This is a genomic window from Paenibacillus protaetiae, from assembly GCF_004135365.1.
Classification (GTDB): domain Bacteria; phylum Bacillota; class Bacilli; order Paenibacillales; family Paenibacillaceae; genus Paenibacillus_AP; species Paenibacillus_AP protaetiae.
The window spans coordinates 887,953-906,877 of the sequence record NZ_CP035492.1 but is presented as its reverse complement, the minus strand read 5'-3'; the positions used below and the strand labels follow the sequence as shown (position 1 = coordinate 906,877).

Genomic DNA, 18,925 nt, shown 5'->3' with positions numbered 1-18,925 from the left:
GCTCAGTGTTTCATTATATCATTGTTAGCCGCCTATATCCATTAGAGGCGCGAGCTACTCAATGATTTGCGCTTTATCGCCGTTGCTGATGCCTGCCGCATTCGCTTCGTCCGTATCAATATGCATATCCAGCGCAAAATCAGGCGATACCCGCGCAATAACATTTTCAAACACAACGCCGCGTTCGCCTTCAAAACGGACTTTCAGCAGCTGTTTATCCTGAATGCCCCACTTCTCTGCATCGGTCGTATGAAAATGAATATGTCTGGCGGCAACAATGACGCCTTCCTCGATCGTCAGCTCGCCCGCCGGCCCTTTAATGGTAATTCCTGCCGAACCGGCAATATTGCCCGACTCGCGTACCGGCGGATTGATACCCAGCGCAAATGCATCCGTACGTGAAACTTCCAGCTGCGTTGCTTTACGCGCCGGACCCAAAATACGGACTTTCGGGAAGCTGCCTTTTGGCCCGGTTACAGCCACCGTTTCATTCGCCGCATATTGGCCGGGCTGAGAGAGCGGTTTCGCTTCCGTCAGCTGATAGCCTTCTCCAAACAAGAGTTCAACATGTTGTTGCGATAAATGAATATGTCTGGCGGATACGCCCACCGGAACGATTTTATGTACCATGGAAAACTGCCCCCTGTTTCATCGTAACTTGAAAATGGACAAAATAGGCACACGACCGATTTGGCCGCATGCCTATTTATCATATACTAATTACTTAAATTCCGCCAGAAGACTGTCGAATTGGTCCTGCGAAAGCGCCAAATCCTGTTTCGCCAACGCCTCAGGCTGGAAGCCCGGAATCATGTCCTCGTACGATTTCCGTTCCGTGTTCTGGTAGATCAAGCCGGTCAGCATGCCTTCCGTCTCCATAATTTTATTCATGGCCGCAATCCGGTTCGTCGCATCATAATCCGGAAACTGCTCCAAATTAACGACACGCTCCTTAAACCAGTCGTACGTGTTGATCTTATTAAACGTAACGCAAGGACTAAACACGTTGATGAGCGAAAAGCCTTCGTGCTTAATTCCGGCTTCAATTAAAGCTGTCAGCTGCTTCAAATCACTCGAAAACGATTGTGCCACAAACGTCGCGCCAGCCGACATTGCGATTTCAAGCGGCGAAAGCGTCGACTCGATCGAGCCTTCCGGCGTAGATTTCGTTACAAAACCTTCCGCGCTGCGCGGCGACGTTTGGCCTTTAGTAAGGCCGTAAATCTGATTGTCCATGACGATGTACGTAATATTCAAGTTGCGGCGAATCGCATGGATGGTATGGCCCATCCCGATCGCAAAGCCGTCGCCGTCGCCGCCGGAGGCGATGACGGTCAGCTCGCGGTTCGCCAGCTTGACCCCTTGGGCAATCGGCAGCGCGCGGCCGTGGATGCCGTGCAAGCCGTATGCATTAATATAACCGGAAATACGGCCGGAGCAGCCGATGCCCGATATGACGGCAAGCTGTTCCGGCTCCAGACCGACATTGGCAGCCGCCCGCTGGATCGCGGCTTGAATGGAGAAATCTCCGCAGCCCGGGCACCAGTTCGGTTTGACATTATTTCTAAAGTCTTTAAATGTAGCCATAATTAGTTCAGCTCCTTGCAAGCTTCATAGACTTCAGCCGGTAAGAACGGCGTTCCGTCATATTTCAGTACATGCCCTATTTTGTCGCCATGGCCAAGATGCATTTTCAGCTGATTAGCTAGCTGAGCCGTCGCATTGTTTTCAAGCACAACCACTTTGCCTGCTTGCTGCACAAAAGGCAGAAGCTGTTCGGCAGGGAACGGATGAATTTGGCGAATCGTAATATGGTTCGTAGTCAATCCGTCCTTCTCCAGCTTTTGGCGGGCTTGATCAATGGTGCCGCCGGTGGAACCCATGCCAATAATGAGCAAATCCGGCGTCTCGTGAGGCGCATCAATGCGCAGCCCTTCGCGGATATATAGCCCGTTCAGCTTAGAGAGCCGTTTGTCCATCATTTTTTTACGGTTAACCGCGGATTCCGACGGGCGTCCGGTTTCATCATGCTCAACGCCGGTCACATGGTGAAGCCCGTATTTATCGCCGGGCAGTACACGCGGCGAGACGCCGTCTTCCGTAAATTCATACCGTTTGAACAGCTGGCCCGCTTCCAGCTCCGGAGCTTCGGTGACCAGCTTGCCGCGGTTAATCGCCACTTGATTCAAATCAAGCGGTTCGCAAGACTGCTTGCCGAGGGAAAGCTGCAGGTCGGTCATGACGATAACCGGTACCTGATATTGCTCGGACAAGTTAAAAGCTTCAATCATATCGTAAAAACAGTCTTCAATTGACGCAGGCGCAATGACGATCTTCGGAATCTCGCCGTGCGTGCCGTACACCATCGCGTTCAAATCAGACTGTTCCTGCTTCGTTGGCAAGCCGGTTGACGGACCGCCGCGCTGCGTATCAACAATAACGAGCGGCTGCTCAGTCATGCCTGCCAGACCGATCGCTTCCATCATCAAGGAAAGGCCCGGGCCGGCGGATGCCGTCATCGTACGCACACCGGAATAGTTAGCCCCGATAGCCATCGTAACCGCTGCGATTTCATCTTCCGTCTGAATAACGGTGCCGCCGAATTTCGGAAGCTTCTTAATCAAATATTCCATAATCTCCGATGCAGGCGTAATCGGGTAGGCCGACATAAGCCGGCAGCCTGCTGCAATTGCGCCAAGGCCAATTGCTTCATTGCCGATCATAAACAGCTTCTGCTTGCCGTCCGCAGGCGCGAGCTTGAACGCTTCCAGAGGTCCGCCCGCTTGCTCCAGCACAAATTCGGCGCCGCATTTGACAGCTTCGATATTTTTTTCGACAACCGCTGGCCCCTTGCGTCCAAATTCCTGCTCCACCGCTTTGTTGAACACTTCCAGCGGCAAGCCGAGCAGCGCCCAGGAAGCGCCGGAAGCCACCATGTTTTTCATCAGTGACGTGCCAAGCTCCTCCGCCAGCTTCGTAATCGGCACCGCAAACAACGTAGCGTCGATATGCTCAGGAACGGTTGGATTAAATTTCGCATCGGCGACAATAACGCCTCCGGCACGCAGCTCGCCTGCATTCAAATCAATGCTTTCTTGGTCGAATGCAACCAGAATGTCGAGATCATCCGAAATCGCACGAATCGGCTCCGTACTGATTCTAATTTTATTGTTGGTATGTCCACCCTTAATCCGGGATGAGAAATGACGGTATCCATACAAATAATACCCCAGCCGGTTTAAGGCTGTGGAGAAAATCCGGTCCGTACTTTCAACGCCTTCCCCTTGCTGCCCGCCGATCTTCCAAGACAATTGACTGATCAAAATGCCCAACTCCTCTTTTCAATAAACGGTCACCGCTATAAAAAAATGTGATCATTGTATAGTAACAGCCATCAGTAATTTTATGATTGAACCTATGAAAATGCAAGATAAAACCGCTGGCTTGGAATATAATAGTTTTCGATAATCGGTTACCGCATCGAAATTGATGGATTCAGGAACGGCCATCCGGAAGGTGCTGGAGCAAAAACCGAATCGCATTGCCGCTCATAAACCGCCGCACCTGCTCTTCCGAATACCGTTTAAGAAGCGCGTCCTGCAGATGCTGCACGTCCTGCGGACCAGTCAACTGGTCAATATAAACTTCAATGCCGTCAAAATCCGATCCCAGCATCACATGCTGCTCTCCGCCAAGCTCGCAAATACGCTCGATATGCCGGAGCAGATCTTCGATCGTCACGGGCGAATGGCCGCTCACAAAATAAGGCACGTACGTGACGCCTATAACCCCTTGCAGCGCAATAATCGCCTTAATCTGATCGTCGGACAAATTGCGCTTATGCGGAAGTATGGAAGAAGCATTCGAATGGGACGCAAGTATCGTCCGGGAAGCTGTATCCGCCATATCCCAGAATGCCCGCTCCGACAAGTGCGAAACATCCAGCAGGATGCCAAGCTCGTCGCACAGCCGCACGAATTCCTTCCCTTTGGCCGTCAGCCCGGCTCCGCGCTCCTCCATTGCCCCATCAGCCGCCCAGTTGGCATTGTTCCAGGTGAAACCGGCAGCACGCACGCCAAGCTCGTACAAGCTTCTCAGCATAGCCGGATTGCCGTTCAGCCGGTCCATCCCTTCAATTGATAACATAGCGCCAATCCGGCCGCCGCTGATGCTTGCCTTCAAATCCTCCTTACTGCGAACCCATTGTATTTCCGGATTCGTCAGCACCTGCCGGTGGAATAAATCAATGCTTTCCAAGACCGGCTCGATGCCTGCCCTTTGGGTAAGCGAAGTGAAAATCGCAAACGTCTGAAAAACAGCACCCGATTGTTTCAACTTTTGTAAAGTAACGTCCAGCTGCCCTGTTGCATCCTCTTGAAAACTCAGCTTGTTATCTTCCAGCAGCTTCATCAATACATCGCAATGAAAATCGGCAACCGGTATATTCATTTCACCGTTTCCCCTTTATTTTCGATTTGTGCGGCCGCACTGCATCTGAGCGCCAGCCTTCAACGTTCCCCTGTATTCCTTCCCGTAAAAATTCATTTCCTGCAAAAAAAGCAAAAAACCCGTTTACATCGTACCGTAAACAGGTTTTAAAAAGGTGGGGTGAACTGTGGTCCACTCATAACATTATCGGTTATCTCGGTTCAACGATCAGCTTGATCGCTGTCCTGTCCTCTCCATCAATGACAATATCGGTAAACGCCGGCACGCAGATCAGATCCACTCCGCTGGGAGCTACGAACCCCCTGGCAATCGCCACAGCCTTAATTGCTTGGTTAAGAGCACCAGCCCGATTGCTTGCAACTCAGCTGCGCCGCGTTCACGAAGCACGCCAGCCAGCGCGCCTGCAACGGAATTTGGATTGGACTTTGCTGAAACCTTTAATACTTCCATGAAAAAGTACCTCCTCGGGAACTGATGGATGGATGTCACTATTAAATAGTATTCGAGAAAGGTTAAAAAATTCCTGCTTTTATTGTATGACTTTACGAATCATTTCGAATTTTCTGTAATTTTACAAGATTTAGAGAGGCTACATTAGCAGCCACTCATCTTCCGTTAAACGGATTTTTTCCAATTTCTTCGCTTGTCCGGTCGCCTCGTCGATTTGGACGGATACCGCATGCAGATGCCATGCGCCTTCATCCACAACGAATCTTGTCGGAAGCTGCGTCTGGAATTTGCGGATAACAGCCGACCGTTCCATCCCTAATACGCCATCCCGCGGCCCGACCATGCCAACATCGGTCAAATACGCCGTTCCGCCCGGCAATATCCGGTCATCATTCGTTTGCACATGGGTATGCGTGCCTACCACAATGGAAGCTCTGCCGTCCAAATGCCATCCCATCGCGATTTTTTCCGATGTGACTTCCGCATGGAAATCAACCAAAATATTTCTGGTACGGCTGCGCGCTTCGGCTACCAGTTCATCCGCTTTATTAAACGGGCAATCAATGGCCGGCAAATAAGTACGTCCTTGCAGATTAATGATCGCAAGTTCTTTTCCAGTTCCCTTTATAAAAGCCATGCCTCTTCCCGGCGTACCTTCCGGATAATTGGCCGGACGTACTATTCGCGGTTCATCATCGATCCATTCGAAAATATCTTTATTATCCCACGTATGGTTGCCCATTGTAATGCCATGAACCCCCACGAAAAAAAGTCGCGGGCAATGGCACCGGTAATTCCTCTGCCGGCTGCCGAGTTCTCGCCGTTCACAATAATGATATGCGGGTTATATTTGCTTTTTAATGCAGGCAATACACGCTTCAAAGCCTCTCTGCCAACGCTTCCAACGATATCGCCTACAAACAATACGTTCATCAAATTGTCCTCATCCTTTTATCCATGCAGACGAGAAAAGTGGCTGCTACAGCAGCCACTTCCGCAAGTCAACATTCGATTATTACTTCGCGTACTCAACGGCACGAGTTTCACGGATAACCGTAACTTTAATATGTCCCGGATAATCAAGTTCACTCTCGATTTTTTTCGTAATATCCCGTGCCAAGCGGAACGCTTCCGTATCGTCGATTTTCTCAGGCTGAACCATAACGCGAACTTCGCGGCCAGCTTGGATGGCGTACGATTTCTCAACGCCTTCGAACGATTCCGAAATGTTTTCCAGCTTCTCCAGACGTTTAATGTACGTCTCGAGCGTCTCACGCCGAGCTCCCGGACGAGCTGCTGACAACGCGTCTGCCGCGCCTACCAGCATCGCGATAACCGAAGTTGCCTCCACGTCGCCGTGGTGAGATGCAATACTGTTGATCACAACCGGATGCTCTTTGTATTTCTTCGCCAGCTCTACGCCGATTTCAACGTGCGAGCCCTCCACTTCATGGTCAAGGGCTTTGCCGATGTCATGCAGCAAGCCTGCGCGCTTGGCCAGCGTAATATCTTCGCCAAGCTCTGCAGCCATTAGACCTGTCAAGTAAGCAACCTCCATGGAGTGTTTCAGAACGTTCTGACCGTAACTTGTCCGATACTTCAATCTTCCAAGAATTTTAATAAGGTCTGGGTGCAATCCATGTACGCCTACTTCAAACGTAGCTTGCTCACCGTATTCACGGATTCGCTCATCTACTTCCTTACGGGATTTCTCAACCATTTCCTCAATGCGGGCAGGGTGGATACGTCCGTCAGCTACGAGCTTCTCAAGAGATGTTCGGGCAATTTCACGCCTAATCGGATCAAATCCGGATAAAATGACCGCTTCCGGTGTATCGTCGATAATGAGATCGATACCGGTCAATGTTTCCAGGGCGCGAATATTGCGGCCTTCGCGTCCGATAATGCGGCCTTTCATTTCTTCGTTCGGCAAAGCTACGACCGAAACCGTCGTTTCCGCTACGTGATCCGCAGCACAACGCTGGATGGCAAGAGAGATAATGTCTCTCGCTTTCTTGTCAGCTTCTTCCTTCGCTTGCTGTTCGATTTCCTTAATCATCTGAGCCGTCTCATGGCGAACTTCCTGCTCTACATTAGACAAAATGATCGATCTTGCATCTTCCATCGTCAGATTGGAGATGCGCTCCAGCTCGCTGAGCTGTTGCTTGTACAGAGAATCGATTTGCTGCTGTGTTTCGTCGATCCTTTTTTCTTTGTTGGCTACAGATTCTTCTTTGCGTTCTAGCGCCTCTAACTTCTTATCCAGCGACTCCTCTTTCTGAACCAAACGTCTTTCTTGACGTTGTGCTTCATTCCGTCGCTCGCGAATATCTTTCTCTGCTTCAGTCCGGAGTTTATGGACTTCATCTTTCGCTTCGAGTACCGTTTCCTTCTTCTGTGCTTCCGCTTCCTTTTTCGCATTTTCAACGATTTGGGCTGCAGCTTGCTCAGCGCTGGAAATTTTCGCCTCTGCGATCGATTTACGAATAAAATAACCAACCCCAAAGAAAATTGCGCCAACAAAGAGACAGATCAAGATCCACCATATTTCTTGCATCTTGTTCACCTCCTTGCTGCATGCACCAAGGACTACTTGGGATGTTATTAGGTTTTCAGCCGGTTCCAAACCGTTCTAACAGTTTAACTTTTTGGCGAAAATAATCATTACGAATCAATTTTTGGAAGGAAAATCGATTCTTTGTGAAAGGAATACAAATTCATTTTATCTTTTGCCAAATTCAATTGTCAAGCATTAGCCCATCTTCTGCGTCTTCATCGCTGTCGATGCCGTCTGCTGCGGCCGACCTTACTGCTTCTCGAATCAAATCGCCGGCGAAACCCCTCCGCATCAAAAAAGCGGTCAGCTTTCGCTTGCGGTCCGGCAGTTCCCCTTTCAGCCCCCGCCACCGTTTGGCAGCGGCTGCTTTGGCTGCCGCGAGCTCGGCACCGGCATCTATGGCATTTACGGCTTCTTCCGCCGCTTGGCGAGATATGCCGCGCTGCTGAAGCTCCTGCTTTACAAGGCGGCTGCCCTTTTGCGCGGTACGAATCCGCTGTTTGGCAAATTGCCGGGCATATTCTTCATCATCCACATAATGCTCTGTTTCTAAACGTTGGAGCGCATAAGCAATATGGCTTTCACCAAGCTCCTTGCGGCGCAAATATTGTTCGATCTGCTTGCTCGTCCGCGGCTTTGCTCCTAAATAGACACACGCAAGCGTGTATGCCCGGTGCCGGTCGTCTTCTTCCTGAATTACCGGAAGCAGCGCCGGGTCAACAAATTGTCCCTTCAGCAGCCTGTAGCGGATAAGCAAGTCTTCATGAACGAATAAAATCGGTTCTTCTCCGCCTGCGTAAATACGGTATCTGCGGCGTTCCGAACGATCCTGCTCCACCAGCGTTATAAACAACCCATTATCCGCTTGTTGGTCTTCCGTCATGCCGCCGCGCCTCCTTTATTCCGGTTTATAAAAAAGCTACGCCGCCCCGGCTGGGACGGCGTCTCCATTTCATTAATTAAGATCAAATTCCGGCTCTTCTTCTTCATCGACGGAGACAGCAGCGCCTTTGGCCATTGCCGCTTCCGTCTGCAAATTGCTTTCCTCGCGGATTTTCATTTCAATGGCATGTGAAATTTCTTGATGATCCTTCAAATATTGCTTCGCATTCTCGCGGCCTTGGCCGAGGCGCTCGCCGTTATAAGAGAACCATGCTCCGCTCTTCTGTACGATATCCATCTCCGTGCCGATATCAACGATGCTGCCTTCCTTCGAAATGCCTTCACCGTACATAATATCGATTTCCGCTTGTTTGAATGGAGGAGCTACTTTATTTTTCACGACTTTGATCCGGGTGCGGTTGCCGACCATATCGTTGCCTTGCTTGATCGTTTCCACGCGGCGTACATCCAGACGAACGCTGGAGTAGAATTTCAAAGCGCGGCCGCCAGGCGTCGTTTCCGGGTTGCCGAACATTACGCCAACCTTCTCGCGCAGCTGGTTAATAAAGATCGCAATCGTCTTCGATTTACTGATGGCGCCAGACAGCTTGCGAAGTGCTTGAGACATGAGACGAGCCTGCAAACCAACATGCGAATCGCCCATTTCGCCTTCGATTTCCGCTTTAGGCACAAGTGCAGCTACCGAGTCGATAACGATAATATCAACGGCGCCGCTGCGTACAAGCGCCTCTGCAATTTCAAGCGCTTGCTCGCCTGTATCCGGCTGGGAAAGCAGCAACTCGTCAATATTGACGCCCAGTTTGCTTGCATACAGCGGGTCAAGCGCATGCTCCGCATCAATAAACGCAGCTTGGCCGCCTGTACGCTGCACTTCCGCAATCGCATGAAGCGCAACCGTTGTTTTACCGGATGACTCCGGTCCATACACTTCAATAATCCGTCCTTTTGGAAAACCGCCGATCCCTAATGCAATATCTAAAGCAAGCGAACCGCTTGATACTGTTTCCACTTGCATACCTGCTGTTTCGCCCAATTTCATAATCGAGCCTTTACCGAATTGTTTCTCGATTTGGCGCAATGCCATTTCCAATGCTGCGCGACGATCCGACAATCAACTCACATCCTTCATCATTTATATTAGTATGATACCTTTTTTCATACCCCTTGCCAAGCATTTTTTCGAACATACATTCGTTTTTTTTGATGCAAGGGCTAAAACAGGACGAAAAAAAACCGCAGCAAAGTATTCTTCGCCACGGTTCTTCCGTCTAGCATGTATTATACCGCCAATCTTAACGATTGACAAGCCATCAAACGTCAAAGTTCGACTATTTTATTCCACATTCGCTGTTAATGCTTGCCACAAACGGTATAAAGCCGCTTTTACTGAACGTACCCGGATAATTTCACGGTTGCCGGCAAACTGTCCGGTATAAACAACAGTTTCTTTGCCGCGTTCGGCAATCGCGTAATAAACAAGTCCCACCGGCTTGCCTTCGGACGGCGCCGGCCCTGCGACCCCCGTCAGCGATACGCCAAAGTCCGCATCGGCAATCTCGCGCACCCGCTCCGCCATCAGCTTCGCTGTCGATTCGCTGATTGCCCCGGAGCGCCTTCACCCTGCAGCTGAGCCATCGGAATGCCAAGCAGCTTATGCTTCATCTCATTGGTATACGTAACAACTCCGCCGCAAAACTCGCCGCTGCTGCCCGGGATGCTTGTAATCGATTCTGCAAACAGCCCGCCGCTTAAGCTTTCTGCGCTCGCCAGCTTGCGCCTCGAAGCGCGAAGCAGCCGTACGACTGTTTCTTCAAGCGGGATGTCCTCTTGCGCGTATAGAAACTCGCCTACAATTGCTTTAATTTTATCAACGGTTTCGTCGATTTTGCGGTTAGCTTCCGCTTGCGTCGGCGCTTTGGTCGAGACGCGTACTGCAACTTCGCCTTCTTTCGCATAAGGAGCAATCGTTGGATCAACTTGCCCGTCGATCAGATCGATCAGCTTCGCTTCCAAGTTCGATTCGCCAATGCCCGCAAACTTCAGCTGGCGCGAATAAAGCGGGTCTGACTGGCCGGTAATTTGCATAATCCAGTTTTTCCCTGGGCCTTCCATCATCGGTTTCATTTCACGCGGCGGTCCTGGAAGCAGCATATAATAGGTGCCGTCCGCTTCAAGCCCATTGCCTACAGCAAGCCCGGCCGTATTCTCGAGCGGCTCGCCGCCTTCAATCATAAGCGCTTGGCGGCGGTTGCTTTCAACCATATGGGAGCCGCGTGAACTGAACAATTCTTCGATTTTGGCCATGGACGGCTCATGCAGAAGAAGGTTGCGATTTAAATACGCAGCCAGCACATCTTTCGTCAGGTCATCCTGCGTTGGCCCAAGACCGCCGGTGAATACAAGCAGATCGGCGCGGTTGCGCGCCACTTCAATCGCTTGGCGCAAACGTGCCGCATTATCTCCGACTACGGTTTGAAAATAAACATCCACGCCAAGAGATGCCAGTTCCTGGGATAGGAACTGGGCATTTGTATTTACGATTTGCCCGAGCAGCAGCTCTGTTCCGACCGCAATAATTTCTGCTTTCATCACGACGCCTCCGCTTCTATTATTTCGCTGTCAGTAACGTTTTGTTTTTCATAAAATAATCAATGCCTGAGTATACCGTAATCAATGCGGCAATCCAGGTAACGACAACATCAAACGGGAACGAGATGTATTCAAACGGAAAATTGTTCAGCAGCAATACAATAATCATCGTAATTTGAATGGCTGTTTTCCATTTCCCCCACTTGCTGGCCGCTACAACCGTACCATCCAGCAGTGCAATTTGGCGCAGCCCCGTCACAGCGAATTCGCGGCTGACGATTAGAATCGCAACGATCGCGCTCAGCTTGTCCATCTCGACAAGCGAGATCAAAACAGCGGATACGAGGAGCTTGTCAGCAAGAGGATCAAGCAGCTTGCCAAGGTTGGTGACAAGCTTGTTTTTACGGGCAATGTAACCGTCCAGCCCGTCCGTGCTCGCCGCAATAATAAAAATAAGTACGGCAATGATTTGGTTATATGTAATCGAAATGTCACCCAAGTGAAGCGACCCCATATCCCATTTTACCAGCAAAAACACCATAATAATCGGGACTAAAAAAATACGCGCCAGCGTAATTTTGTTTGGCAGATTCATTAAATTCCCTCCCCGAACGACACTGGTGTACAATCCCCAATTATTTCCCGCCAAACACTGCCAAGCATACTTTCTGCCATCTGTCTACCCCCAAATCATTCCGTCAAACTGTCTACATAAGTATAATACACCCGCTTTGCAAGTGTCAAAATCATCTGTCTATGCAAAAAGCCCTGTTTCATGCGCCGCGACAGCGTATGAAACAGGGCTACCCGGATATCCGTCTGCTCTTCTACCGATAATTGACAAATTGAAGCTCGATGGTCAAATCCGCTCCGCGCAGCAAGGCGATAACCGCCTGCAAATCATCTCTGCTTTTGCCGGTCACCCTGATTTGATCGCCTTGGATTTGGCTTTTCACTTTCAGCTTCGAATCACGGATCAGCGTGTTAATTTTTTTCGAGTTTTCTTGATCGACGCCTTGGCGGAGCTTAATCCGCTGGCGAACGGAACGTGCGGAAGCCGGCTCGATTTTGCCGTAATCCATATTTTTAATCGGAACGCCGCGCTTGATCATTTTCGTCTGCAAAATGTCGATAACGGTTTTCAGCTTATATTCATCATCCGAAGAAACAACAAGCTCTTCTTTCTCCAGCTCGATGGAGCTTTTGCTGCCTTTCAGGTCAAACCGCGTTTCGATTTCACGCTCCGCTTGCTGAATCGCATTGTTCAGCTCCTGCATATCCACTTTGGATACAATGTCAAAAGAACTTTCCGAACTCATGATTCATTCACCTCATCGTTCAAAATCAAATTATTGGCCGGCAGCAGCCGATTCTGCCGGTGGAGACGACGCCGTATTATTATCCGATGGCGTCCCCGTATCGGTTGCCGTTACCGGATCAAGCTGAATCCTTTTTGTTGTGCTTTGGTCGCCATCATCAATCAGGACGCCGTCAACCGTAATTTGCACAAAATCCGCACGGCCGATATTAATATACAGCGGCTCGGTCAGATCATAATCCAGCACTGTACCGTCTTCCAGGTTTTTGTATGTCAGCCGTTTTCCTTTAGGTCCGCCCGAGTCCACTTCCGTCCAGTTGACGCCGCCCGATACTTTAAGCTCCACCTTCACATTGGTGCCAGCCACATCATAATGGTCGATTTTCCCGACTTTTCCGGTAAAGGTAACTGTCGTTTGCGGCGGCGTTGGCGTTGGCGTCGGTGTTGGCGTCGAAGATGCCACAGGATCCGCGGATGCGGTTTCCGCCGGCGGCGACGCTTTGTCGGTGATGTTCGTGTTATCCGCCACTTTGGTTGGGTCGTCCTTTTGATTAATAATAAAAATCCAAACGACAGCAACAATTAAGATGAGGAAACACCACATGACAATATTAAAGCCAATTTTCCCGACTCCCCGATCTGAGGACCGCGTCCGTACGCGGCGTGACGCCCTAGACACAATCGGTTCAACGGATTGCTCAGGTACGCCTGCAGGTATTTCATGCTGGTAAAGGCGGAGCACTTCATCCGGATCAAGCCCCACCGCCTCCGAGTAGTTTTTTACAAACGCCCGCACATAGAAGCTTCCCGGCAATACGCTATGATCGCCGCTCTCCAAAGCCTCCAAATACCTTTTGCGGATTTTCGTAATTTCTTGGATGTCGTCCAGCGTCAGCCCGCTTTCTTCTCTCGCCTTCCGGAGCAGCGCTCCCAAATCAGACATTTGTATAGCCTCCTACGTTCTAAGTTTAAAATTCATCGGTGTAATTGGTAGTAAACAATTCGTACGAAATTTCTTCGTCCGGCGTATTGCGAAGCTCAATAATAATATCGAAATGGCTGTAGTCAAAATGAGACTCTTTCACGAAAATATCCGGATGCTCAATCACTTTCGTGGAAGGCATGGACATGATCTCCTGCAGCAGCTGATAATGCTTTTCATTGGAACGGATTGTGCTGACGATACCGTCAATAATAAAAATATTATTCGGGTTCATTTCTTCCTCGGACAGCTGGCTTCGCACGGTTTGACGAAGAAGCGTAGAGGACACAAACGCCCAGCGTTTATTCGAGCAGACGCTTCCCGCAATGATGGATTCGGTTTTCCCGACGCGCGGCATCCCTCTTAATCCGATAACCTGATTGCCGTCCCGCTTAAACACTTCGCCCAGAAAATCGACCAGAATGCCCAGCTCATCCCGTGTAAAACGGAACGTCTTCCGGTCATCGGAATCCCGTTCAATATAACGGCCGTGGCGAACAGCCAAAATGTCCACAATCGTTGGCGTACGGAGCTTATTTACCGTAATATTGTCCACTTTACGAAGCATTTTGCCAAGCAATTCGATTTTTTCTTCATCATTTGTTTGCAAAAGCATACCGCGGGTTCTGTCCTCGACGCCATTGATGGTCATAATGTTGACTTCCAGCATCCCCAGCATAGAAGCAATGTCGCCAAGCAACCCTGGCCGGTTTTTATGTATTTTATATTCAAAATACCATTGTTTTTTCTCCACTGCGCCACCGCCTCAGACTGATTAAAAGGATCAAAATATAAAATGAAAAATACTATCTCATAAATTTAAATTGTACATATTTCGTCACACTTTAGCAACCGTTTATCGTATGGATGGAAGAAAAGCCTCCCGGGAAGGAGGCTTTTCTTCAGAAAATGTTTCGGCGCTTCGTGCAGATGAACTGCAGCTGACTACGATTTTTGTGCAAGCCTTACCATCAGTCGGGAAATGACTTTGCGTTCATCTTCGTCGCCGCAATCCCAAATTTCCTTCAAGAGACGTTCTTCATCGTTTTTCGGGTCAACTTTTTCATCCAAGAAAGAACCGATTTCGAACGCCAGGTTTGAAATCGTATCCTCACTCATCCCCATTTTTTTCGCTTGCTCCACACGTTCAGCTAAAAAATGCTTCCAAGTAGAAAAACGAGTAAGAACTGTTGTAGACATTTGTTCGCCTCCTGATCATGTTTAGGTCCATTATTGCGCTTGCTGCAATGCGGAGAAATGAATCGACAACAGTTCTATTGTACTTCGCCGGCGTCCTTCTTATTCAATGAAGCTTGTCCCGTCATCATTAACCAATTATGTATGCCAGCCCCCATTGGGACTAATGATTTGGCCGGTTATATAAGATGACTCGGGTAATGCTAAAAAATAAACAAGCGAAGCGATTTCGTCAGGCTGCGCAAACCGGCCAACGGGAATTTCCTGCTCCAGCGCTTCCCGCTCCGCTTCGTTAAAGCCGCCCATCATATCGGTATCCACGACGCCCGGCGCAACGGCATTTACCGTAACGCCGGATGGGGCAAGTTCCTTTGCAAGCGCTTTGGTAAAAGCATTAATTCCGCCCTTCGTGGTGGAATATAACACCTCGCATGCCGCTCCGGCGTTTCCCCATACGGAAGATACATTAATGATCCGGCCGTATTTGCGCGAAATCATATGCGGCATAAACAGCTGAGAGCATAAAAACATTCCTTTTAAATTCACCGCCATTACATCGTCCCATTCTTCTTCGCTTACATCGGACAACAGTCCGTAAGGGGCGATCCCGGCATTGTTGACAAGCACGTCCGGAAGCATTCCTTTATCCGTCAGCTTATCCTTCATCCGGATCAGCTGCTCCTTGCTGCGCAAATCGGCCGAGATGGTCATGACATTAGCGCCGAGGCTTAGGCATGTGCGGGCGGTTTCATTGGCTGCCTCATGAGAATGCAAATAATGGATGACGATGTTCATGCCTTCCGCAGCAAAGCGCTTCGCAATCGAAGCGCCGATGCCGCGGCTTCCCCCGGTTATGAGCACGGTCATGTCCTGCAAAGCGCCCATATTAGCTGCTTGGCTGCTCCACGATGGAGATTGCCAGCTGCTCCGGCTTAAAGTGCTCTCTTAGGCGGGCGTTAGCCTGCTCCAGCGTGCAGCTTTCGTAAAGCGGGAGCAGATCAAATAAATCGCTGTCCCGGAACCGGTAACGCGTATACTCGCTGGCAATGGATTCAGGGGAATTGAGCATACGCAAATAACCGCCGATTTTTTTCCGCTTTGAACGTTCAAACGATTCCGGATTCAAACCTTCCGTTACCGCTTTTTCCGCAGCCTTCTTGAACTCGGCAAGAAGCTCATCCGGATTTGGCGTGTCTCCTCCAAACACCGTAAACGAGTAGCCGCTGCTGGAATTGAATTCGCTTCCGAACGAATCGGAGATCAGATCCTTTTCGTACAGCTCCTGATAAAGGGCTGAGCTCGGCCCGATAAACGCATCCAGCATCAGCTTTGTAACAACCTCTTGTTCCAGGAGCGCACGGCCGGATAAGCCGACAGAAGCATCCTTGAAGCCAAACATCATTTTAGGCAGCGATACCGGAAGCTCCGTTACTTTGCGCGGAATTTTGACAGAAGGCGGTTCTTCGTCAAAATACCGGTGAATTTCGCCTTGCGGCTCGAACGTTTTATTTGCCTGGTTGCTGCGCACCAGCTCCATCACGTTGTCCGGATCAACCCCGCCAACTACAAACAGCAGCATATTGGAAGGATGGTAAAACGTTCTGTAGCAGCGGTAAAGCGTTTCTTTATCAATCTGATAGATCGATTCGACCGTTCCGGCGATGTCGATATGAACCGGATGTTTATGGTACATCGCATCGAACAACCCGAAATAAACGCGCCAGTCCGGATTATCGCGGTACATATTAATTTCCTGTGCGATGATTCCTTTTTCCTTATTCACATTCTCATCTGTAAAATAAGGATTTTGCACAAAATTGATCAGCGTCTCCAGATTGGCGTTAATCTGCTCCGTGGCGGAAAATAAATACACCGTCCGGTCAAAGCTTGTAAACGCATTAGCCGAGGCGCCTTGCGAAGCAAATACGGCAAAAATATCGCCTGTCGGCTCTTCAAACATTTTGTGCTCCAGGAAATGAGCGATGCCGTCCGGAACGCTGACAGCAGGTTCATCGCCTACGGAGAAACGGTTATCCACCGAACCGTATTTGGTTGAAAAGGTGGCGTATGTTTTTTGAAAACCTTCTTTCGGAAGCACGATAACCTCGAGGCCATTCGGAAGCACCTCGCGGTACAATGTTTCCTGTACAGCTTTAATTTCCAGCTTCTCCATGGTTCAGGCCTCCTTCCTGTCGCGTAAAAAGTAGATCGTATCCAGCTGGATCCGGTTCGCAACCCGTACAATATCGTCTGGCGTAACTGCCATAATGCTGTCCAGCAGCTGCTCAGCAGAACGATTGCTGTCTGTCAGCACACTGTTGAAATCATAGGCGGTCATTTCGTATGCCGAATCTTGCTGTTCACGCAGCGCATTAGCGATCATCGCTTTCGTCTGATTGATTTCAAGTTCGGTCAATTGGCCGCGCCGCATGCTCTCCAATTGTTCTTTTATAATGGCAAGCGCTTTTTCGTAATTGGCAATTTCAATGCCGGATTGGATGGTCAGAAGACCTTTATGGCCATCCAGCCTTGTAGCGGCGTAATAGGCTAAGCTTTCCTTCTCGCGCACGTTTATAAACAGCTTGGAATGCGGAAACCCGCCCAATATCCCGTTATACATCAGCAAGGCGGGATAATCGGGATCGCTATAGCCGGTAGACGTCCGCAGTCCCAAATTCAGCTTCCCTTGGCCCACATCAAGACGGTCTACAACGGTTTTGACTTCTTGCACCGGATGCTGGACATCCGGAATCGTATAGCCGGAAGGCGTTCCTCCGCTCAGATGGAAGCTGCTTGCAGCGAGCTGCTGCACTTCGTCCAGCGTCGTATCGCCAACGACATACAAATCAAGCGCCGCTTCGTCCAGCCACTGCTTATAAGCGCTGTACAGCGAGCTTGGCGTTATGGCATCAATGTCTGCAAGCTTGCCTAACGGATGCAGCCGATAAGGTTCATCTGCGCACATCTCTTCGAGGCAGCGTTCAGCCGCATACCGCATTTTATCGTTGACAATCGACTCCAGCCGTTTGCGGAGCGTTTGTTTTTCCGCATCAACATATTTGCCGGAAAAAACACCGTTCTCCAAAGCCGGGCTTGTTATAACTTCTCCTAAAAAAGCCATCGAAGAAGCGAGCAGCGAGCTCTCCGATGAAACAAACTGGTCATTAATAACGTCCATCCGAAATTGGATGATCTGGGCGTCTCCCCGCTTGTATACATCGAAACCAAACCCTGCGCCGTACATATCGTCAAGCCGTTCCCTGAATTGCTTAGTTTCCGGCGTTGAAGACGTGCCCCTGCGAAGCACAAAAGGAATTAGCGCTGTTTCCGTAATCGTTGCTTCCTTTAATGGACGGCCGGCGTATACGGAAATCGCATACGTTTTAAACCGTTTCGTAGGCATCACATGCAGCCGAATCCTTCCTACCTGTCCTCGTTCGAATAAGGTCACGCCGATTGCTCCTTTCGTCGGCAGCAGCAAATAATGCGGACATGCCGCATATTTAGACATGCTTTCGCCGGTTGTCTCATGTCAAATTTATTCCAAAACCTGCTTATCCTATACCCCATTCTAAACTTTGCAAAAACAAGAAGCAACCGATGCTGCGGGGTAGGCAGTTTCAGCTGCTTCTTGCTTGATTTGGCTTGCTATAATGAGAAATCCCCAGGCTTCAAACGGCTACATGCAGAAAATATGTTTGCCGATTGTTTTCACTTGCGGCCTGGACCAGATCCATTTGGACGTAGCGGTTTCCGGATTAAAATAATAGGTGCATCCGCCGGTCGGATCCCAGCCGTTAAGCGCATCCTGCACAGCCTTGGCGGCGGTTTCGTTAGGCGTGAGCCAAATTTGCCCGTCGGCTACAGCCGTGAAAGCAAGCGGCTCAAATATAACACCGGAAATTGTGTTCGGGAAGTTAGGCGATTTCAACCGGTTCAAAATAACGGCGGCCACCGCCACCTGCCCTTCGTAAGGCTCTCCGCGCGATTCGCCGTACACGGCGTTCGCCATCAGCTTCAAATCATTGGCTGACAAGCCCAGATTGTTGGATTTCGCCAGGCTGCCGTTATCTTCTTTGCCGCCAGATGCGCCGCCACCGCTAGAAGGCTGCTGGCCGGTTTCTTCTGCAGTCGGCTGCCATTTTTTGGTTGCTTCCCAAAGCTTCAGCTTCGTTTTCGCCCCGACAACGCCGTCGGCTTTCATGCCAAATTTCCATTGAAACCAAGTTACTGCATTTTTAGTAGTAGCGCCAAACTGGCCGTCTACTTTGCCGTCATAATAACCTAAGTACTTAAGCCTGCCTTGCAGCTCATAGACATCCTTGCCGGACGATCCCATTGTTAATGTGGTATTGCCGAAGGTTTCACTCGCCAAATTCCTGCCCGCATGGTACAACGTGAACAGGCCGAGCAACAACGCAATCGTCACCGCAGTGACCACCATCGAACGTTTTTTCATGTCGGAATCTGCATCTGCCTT

Annotated in this window: 16 protein-coding genes and 3 pseudogenes; all 19 read right to left on the bottom strand. The window is 49.8% G+C overall.

Annotation, left to right across the window (positions count from 1 at the left end):
• Positions 1-54: 54 nt before the first annotated feature.
• The 19 genes and pseudogenes from pduL to sleB all read right to left on the bottom strand — a co-directional run bounded on the left by pduL (position 55) and on the right by sleB (position 18,904).
• Positions 55-630, bottom strand: coding sequence for a phosphate propanoyltransferase (gene pduL, locus ET464_RS03985; protein ID WP_129438450.1), 576 nt, complete (start codon positions 628-630; stop codon positions 55-57).
• Between the two features lie 90 nt (positions 631-720).
• Positions 721-1,587, bottom strand: coding sequence for a 2-oxoacid:ferredoxin oxidoreductase subunit beta (locus tag ET464_RS03980; protein ID WP_129438448.1), 867 nt, complete (start codon positions 1,585-1,587; stop codon positions 721-723).
• A gap of 2 nt (positions 1,588-1,589) precedes the next feature.
• Positions 1,590-3,323, bottom strand: a complete 1,734-nt coding sequence (locus ET464_RS03975) for a 2-oxoacid:acceptor oxidoreductase subunit alpha (RefSeq protein WP_129438446.1) — start codon at positions 3,321-3,323, stop codon at positions 1,590-1,592.
• A gap of 172 nt (positions 3,324-3,495) precedes the next feature.
• Complete coding sequence (locus tag ET464_RS03970) at positions 3,496-4,449, bottom strand: dipeptidase (protein WP_129438444.1); 954 nt, start codon at positions 4,447-4,449, stop codon at positions 3,496-3,498.
• Positions 4,450-4,639: 190 nt separating this feature from the next.
• Positions 4,640-4,899 (bottom strand): annotated as a pseudogene (locus ET464_RS03965) (stage V sporulation protein S).
• 139 nt (positions 4,900-5,038) lie between these two features.
• A pseudogene (locus ET464_RS03960) lies at positions 5,039-5,832 on the bottom strand (TIGR00282 family metallophosphoesterase).
• 82 nt (positions 5,833-5,914) lie between these two features.
• Positions 5,915-7,456 (bottom strand): ribonuclease Y, encoded by a 1,542-nt coding sequence (gene rny, locus ET464_RS03955; RefSeq protein ID WP_129438442.1) that lies wholly within the window; start codon positions 7,454-7,456, stop codon positions 5,915-5,917.
• Between the two features lie 181 nt (positions 7,457-7,637).
• Entirely contained in the window at positions 7,638-8,339 is a 702-nt protein-coding gene (locus ET464_RS03950) for a RecX family transcriptional regulator (RefSeq protein ID WP_129438440.1), read from the bottom strand.
• Between the two features lie 72 nt (positions 8,340-8,411).
• Entirely contained in the window at positions 8,412-9,470 is a 1,059-nt protein-coding gene (gene recA / locus ET464_RS03945; protein ID WP_129438438.1) for a recombinase RecA, read from the bottom strand.
• A gap of 222 nt (positions 9,471-9,692) precedes the next feature.
• A pseudogene (locus ET464_RS03940) lies at positions 9,693-10,948 on the bottom strand (competence/damage-inducible protein A).
• A gap of 19 nt (positions 10,949-10,967) precedes the next feature.
• On the bottom strand, positions 10,968-11,543 hold the full coding sequence (gene pgsA / locus ET464_RS03935) for a CDP-diacylglycerol--glycerol-3-phosphate 3-phosphatidyltransferase (protein ID WP_129438436.1): 576 nt from the start codon (positions 11,541-11,543) through the stop codon (positions 10,968-10,970).
• Between the two features lie 232 nt (positions 11,544-11,775).
• A complete protein-coding gene (locus ET464_RS03930) occupies positions 11,776-12,267 on the bottom strand; it encodes a YajQ family cyclic di-GMP-binding protein (RefSeq protein ID WP_129438434.1) in 492 nt (163 codons plus the stop codon).
• A 30-nt stretch (positions 12,268-12,297) separates the two neighbouring features.
• Positions 12,298-13,209 (bottom strand): helix-turn-helix domain-containing protein, encoded by a 912-nt coding sequence (locus ET464_RS03925; RefSeq protein WP_129438432.1) that lies wholly within the window; start codon positions 13,207-13,209, stop codon positions 12,298-12,300.
• A 25-nt stretch (positions 13,210-13,234) separates the two neighbouring features.
• Positions 13,235-14,002, bottom strand: a complete 768-nt coding sequence (locus ET464_RS03920; RefSeq protein WP_129438430.1) for a DUF3388 domain-containing protein — start codon at positions 14,000-14,002, stop codon at positions 13,235-13,237.
• Between the two features lie 191 nt (positions 14,003-14,193).
• Positions 14,194-14,448: a DUF3243 domain-containing protein gene (locus ET464_RS03915; protein ID WP_129438428.1), complete on the bottom strand. Its 255-nt coding sequence runs from the start codon at positions 14,446-14,448 to the stop codon at positions 14,194-14,196.
• A gap of 135 nt (positions 14,449-14,583) precedes the next feature.
• On the bottom strand, positions 14,584-15,330 hold the full coding sequence (gene ymfI / locus ET464_RS03910; protein ID WP_129438426.1) for an elongation factor P 5-aminopentanone reductase: 747 nt from the start codon (positions 15,328-15,330) through the stop codon (positions 14,584-14,586).
• Between the two features lies 1 nt (position 15,331).
• A complete protein-coding gene (gene yfmH / locus ET464_RS03905; protein ID WP_129438424.1) occupies positions 15,332-16,618 on the bottom strand; it encodes an EF-P 5-aminopentanol modification-associated protein YfmH in 1,287 nt (428 codons plus the stop codon).
• 3 nt (positions 16,619-16,621) lie between these two features.
• The gene (yfmF, locus tag ET464_RS03900; RefSeq protein WP_129438422.1) at positions 16,622-17,956 is read right to left on the bottom strand and encodes an EF-P 5-aminopentanol modification-associated protein YfmF; all 1,335 of its coding nucleotides are present in this window, start codon (positions 17,954-17,956) and stop codon (positions 16,622-16,624) included.
• Positions 17,957-18,124: 168 nt separating this feature from the next.
• Entirely contained in the window at positions 18,125-18,904 is a 780-nt protein-coding gene (gene sleB, locus ET464_RS03895; RefSeq protein WP_129438420.1) for a spore cortex-lytic enzyme, read from the bottom strand.
• Positions 18,905-18,925 lie beyond the last annotated feature (21 nt).

What these genes read in the sequence shown, in the direction of transcription:
- yfmH (WP_129438424.1), bottom strand. Translation starts at nt 16,618, where the DNA reads ATGGAGAAGCTGGAAATTAAAGCTGTACAGGAAACATTGTACCGCGAG.
- pgsA (WP_129438436.1), bottom strand. Translation starts at nt 11,543, where the DNA reads ATGAATCTGCCAAACAAAATTACGCTGGCGCGTATTTTTTTAGTCCCG.
- ET464_RS03915 (WP_129438428.1), bottom strand. Translation starts at nt 14,448, where the DNA reads ATGTCTACAACAGTTCTTACTCGTTTTTCTACTTGGAAGCATTTTTTA.
- rny (WP_129438442.1), bottom strand. Translation starts at nt 7,456, where the DNA reads ATGCAAGAAATATGGTGGATCTTGATCTGTCTCTTTGTTGGCGCAATT.
- pduL (WP_129438450.1), bottom strand. Translation starts at nt 630, where the DNA reads ATGGTACATAAAATCGTTCCGGTGGGCGTATCCGCCAGACATATTCAT.
- sleB (WP_129438420.1), bottom strand. Translation starts at nt 18,904, where the DNA reads ATGAAAAAACGTTCGATGGTGGTCACTGCGGTGACGATTGCGTTGTTG.
- ET464_RS03950 (WP_129438440.1), bottom strand. Translation starts at nt 8,339, where the DNA reads ATGACGGAAGACCAACAAGCGGATAATGGGTTGTTTATAACGCTGGTG.
- ET464_RS03930 (WP_129438434.1), bottom strand. Translation starts at nt 12,267, where the DNA reads ATGAGTTCGGAAAGTTCTTTTGACATTGTATCCAAAGTGGATATGCAG.
- ET464_RS03925 (WP_129438432.1), bottom strand. Translation starts at nt 13,209, where the DNA reads ATGTCTGATTTGGGAGCGCTGCTCCGGAAGGCGAGAGAAGAAAGCGGG.
- yfmF (WP_129438422.1), bottom strand. Translation starts at nt 17,956, where the DNA reads ATGTCTAAATATGCGGCATGTCCGCATTATTTGCTGCTGCCGACGAAA.
- ET464_RS03970 (WP_129438444.1), bottom strand. Translation starts at nt 4,449, where the DNA reads ATGAATATACCGGTTGCCGATTTTCATTGCGATGTATTGATGAAGCTG.
- ymfI (WP_129438426.1), bottom strand. Translation starts at nt 15,330, where the DNA reads ATGGGCGCTTTGCAGGACATGACCGTGCTCATAACCGGGGGAAGCCGC.
- ET464_RS03980 (WP_129438448.1), bottom strand. Translation starts at nt 1,587, where the DNA reads ATGGCTACATTTAAAGACTTTAGAAATAATGTCAAACCGAACTGGTGC.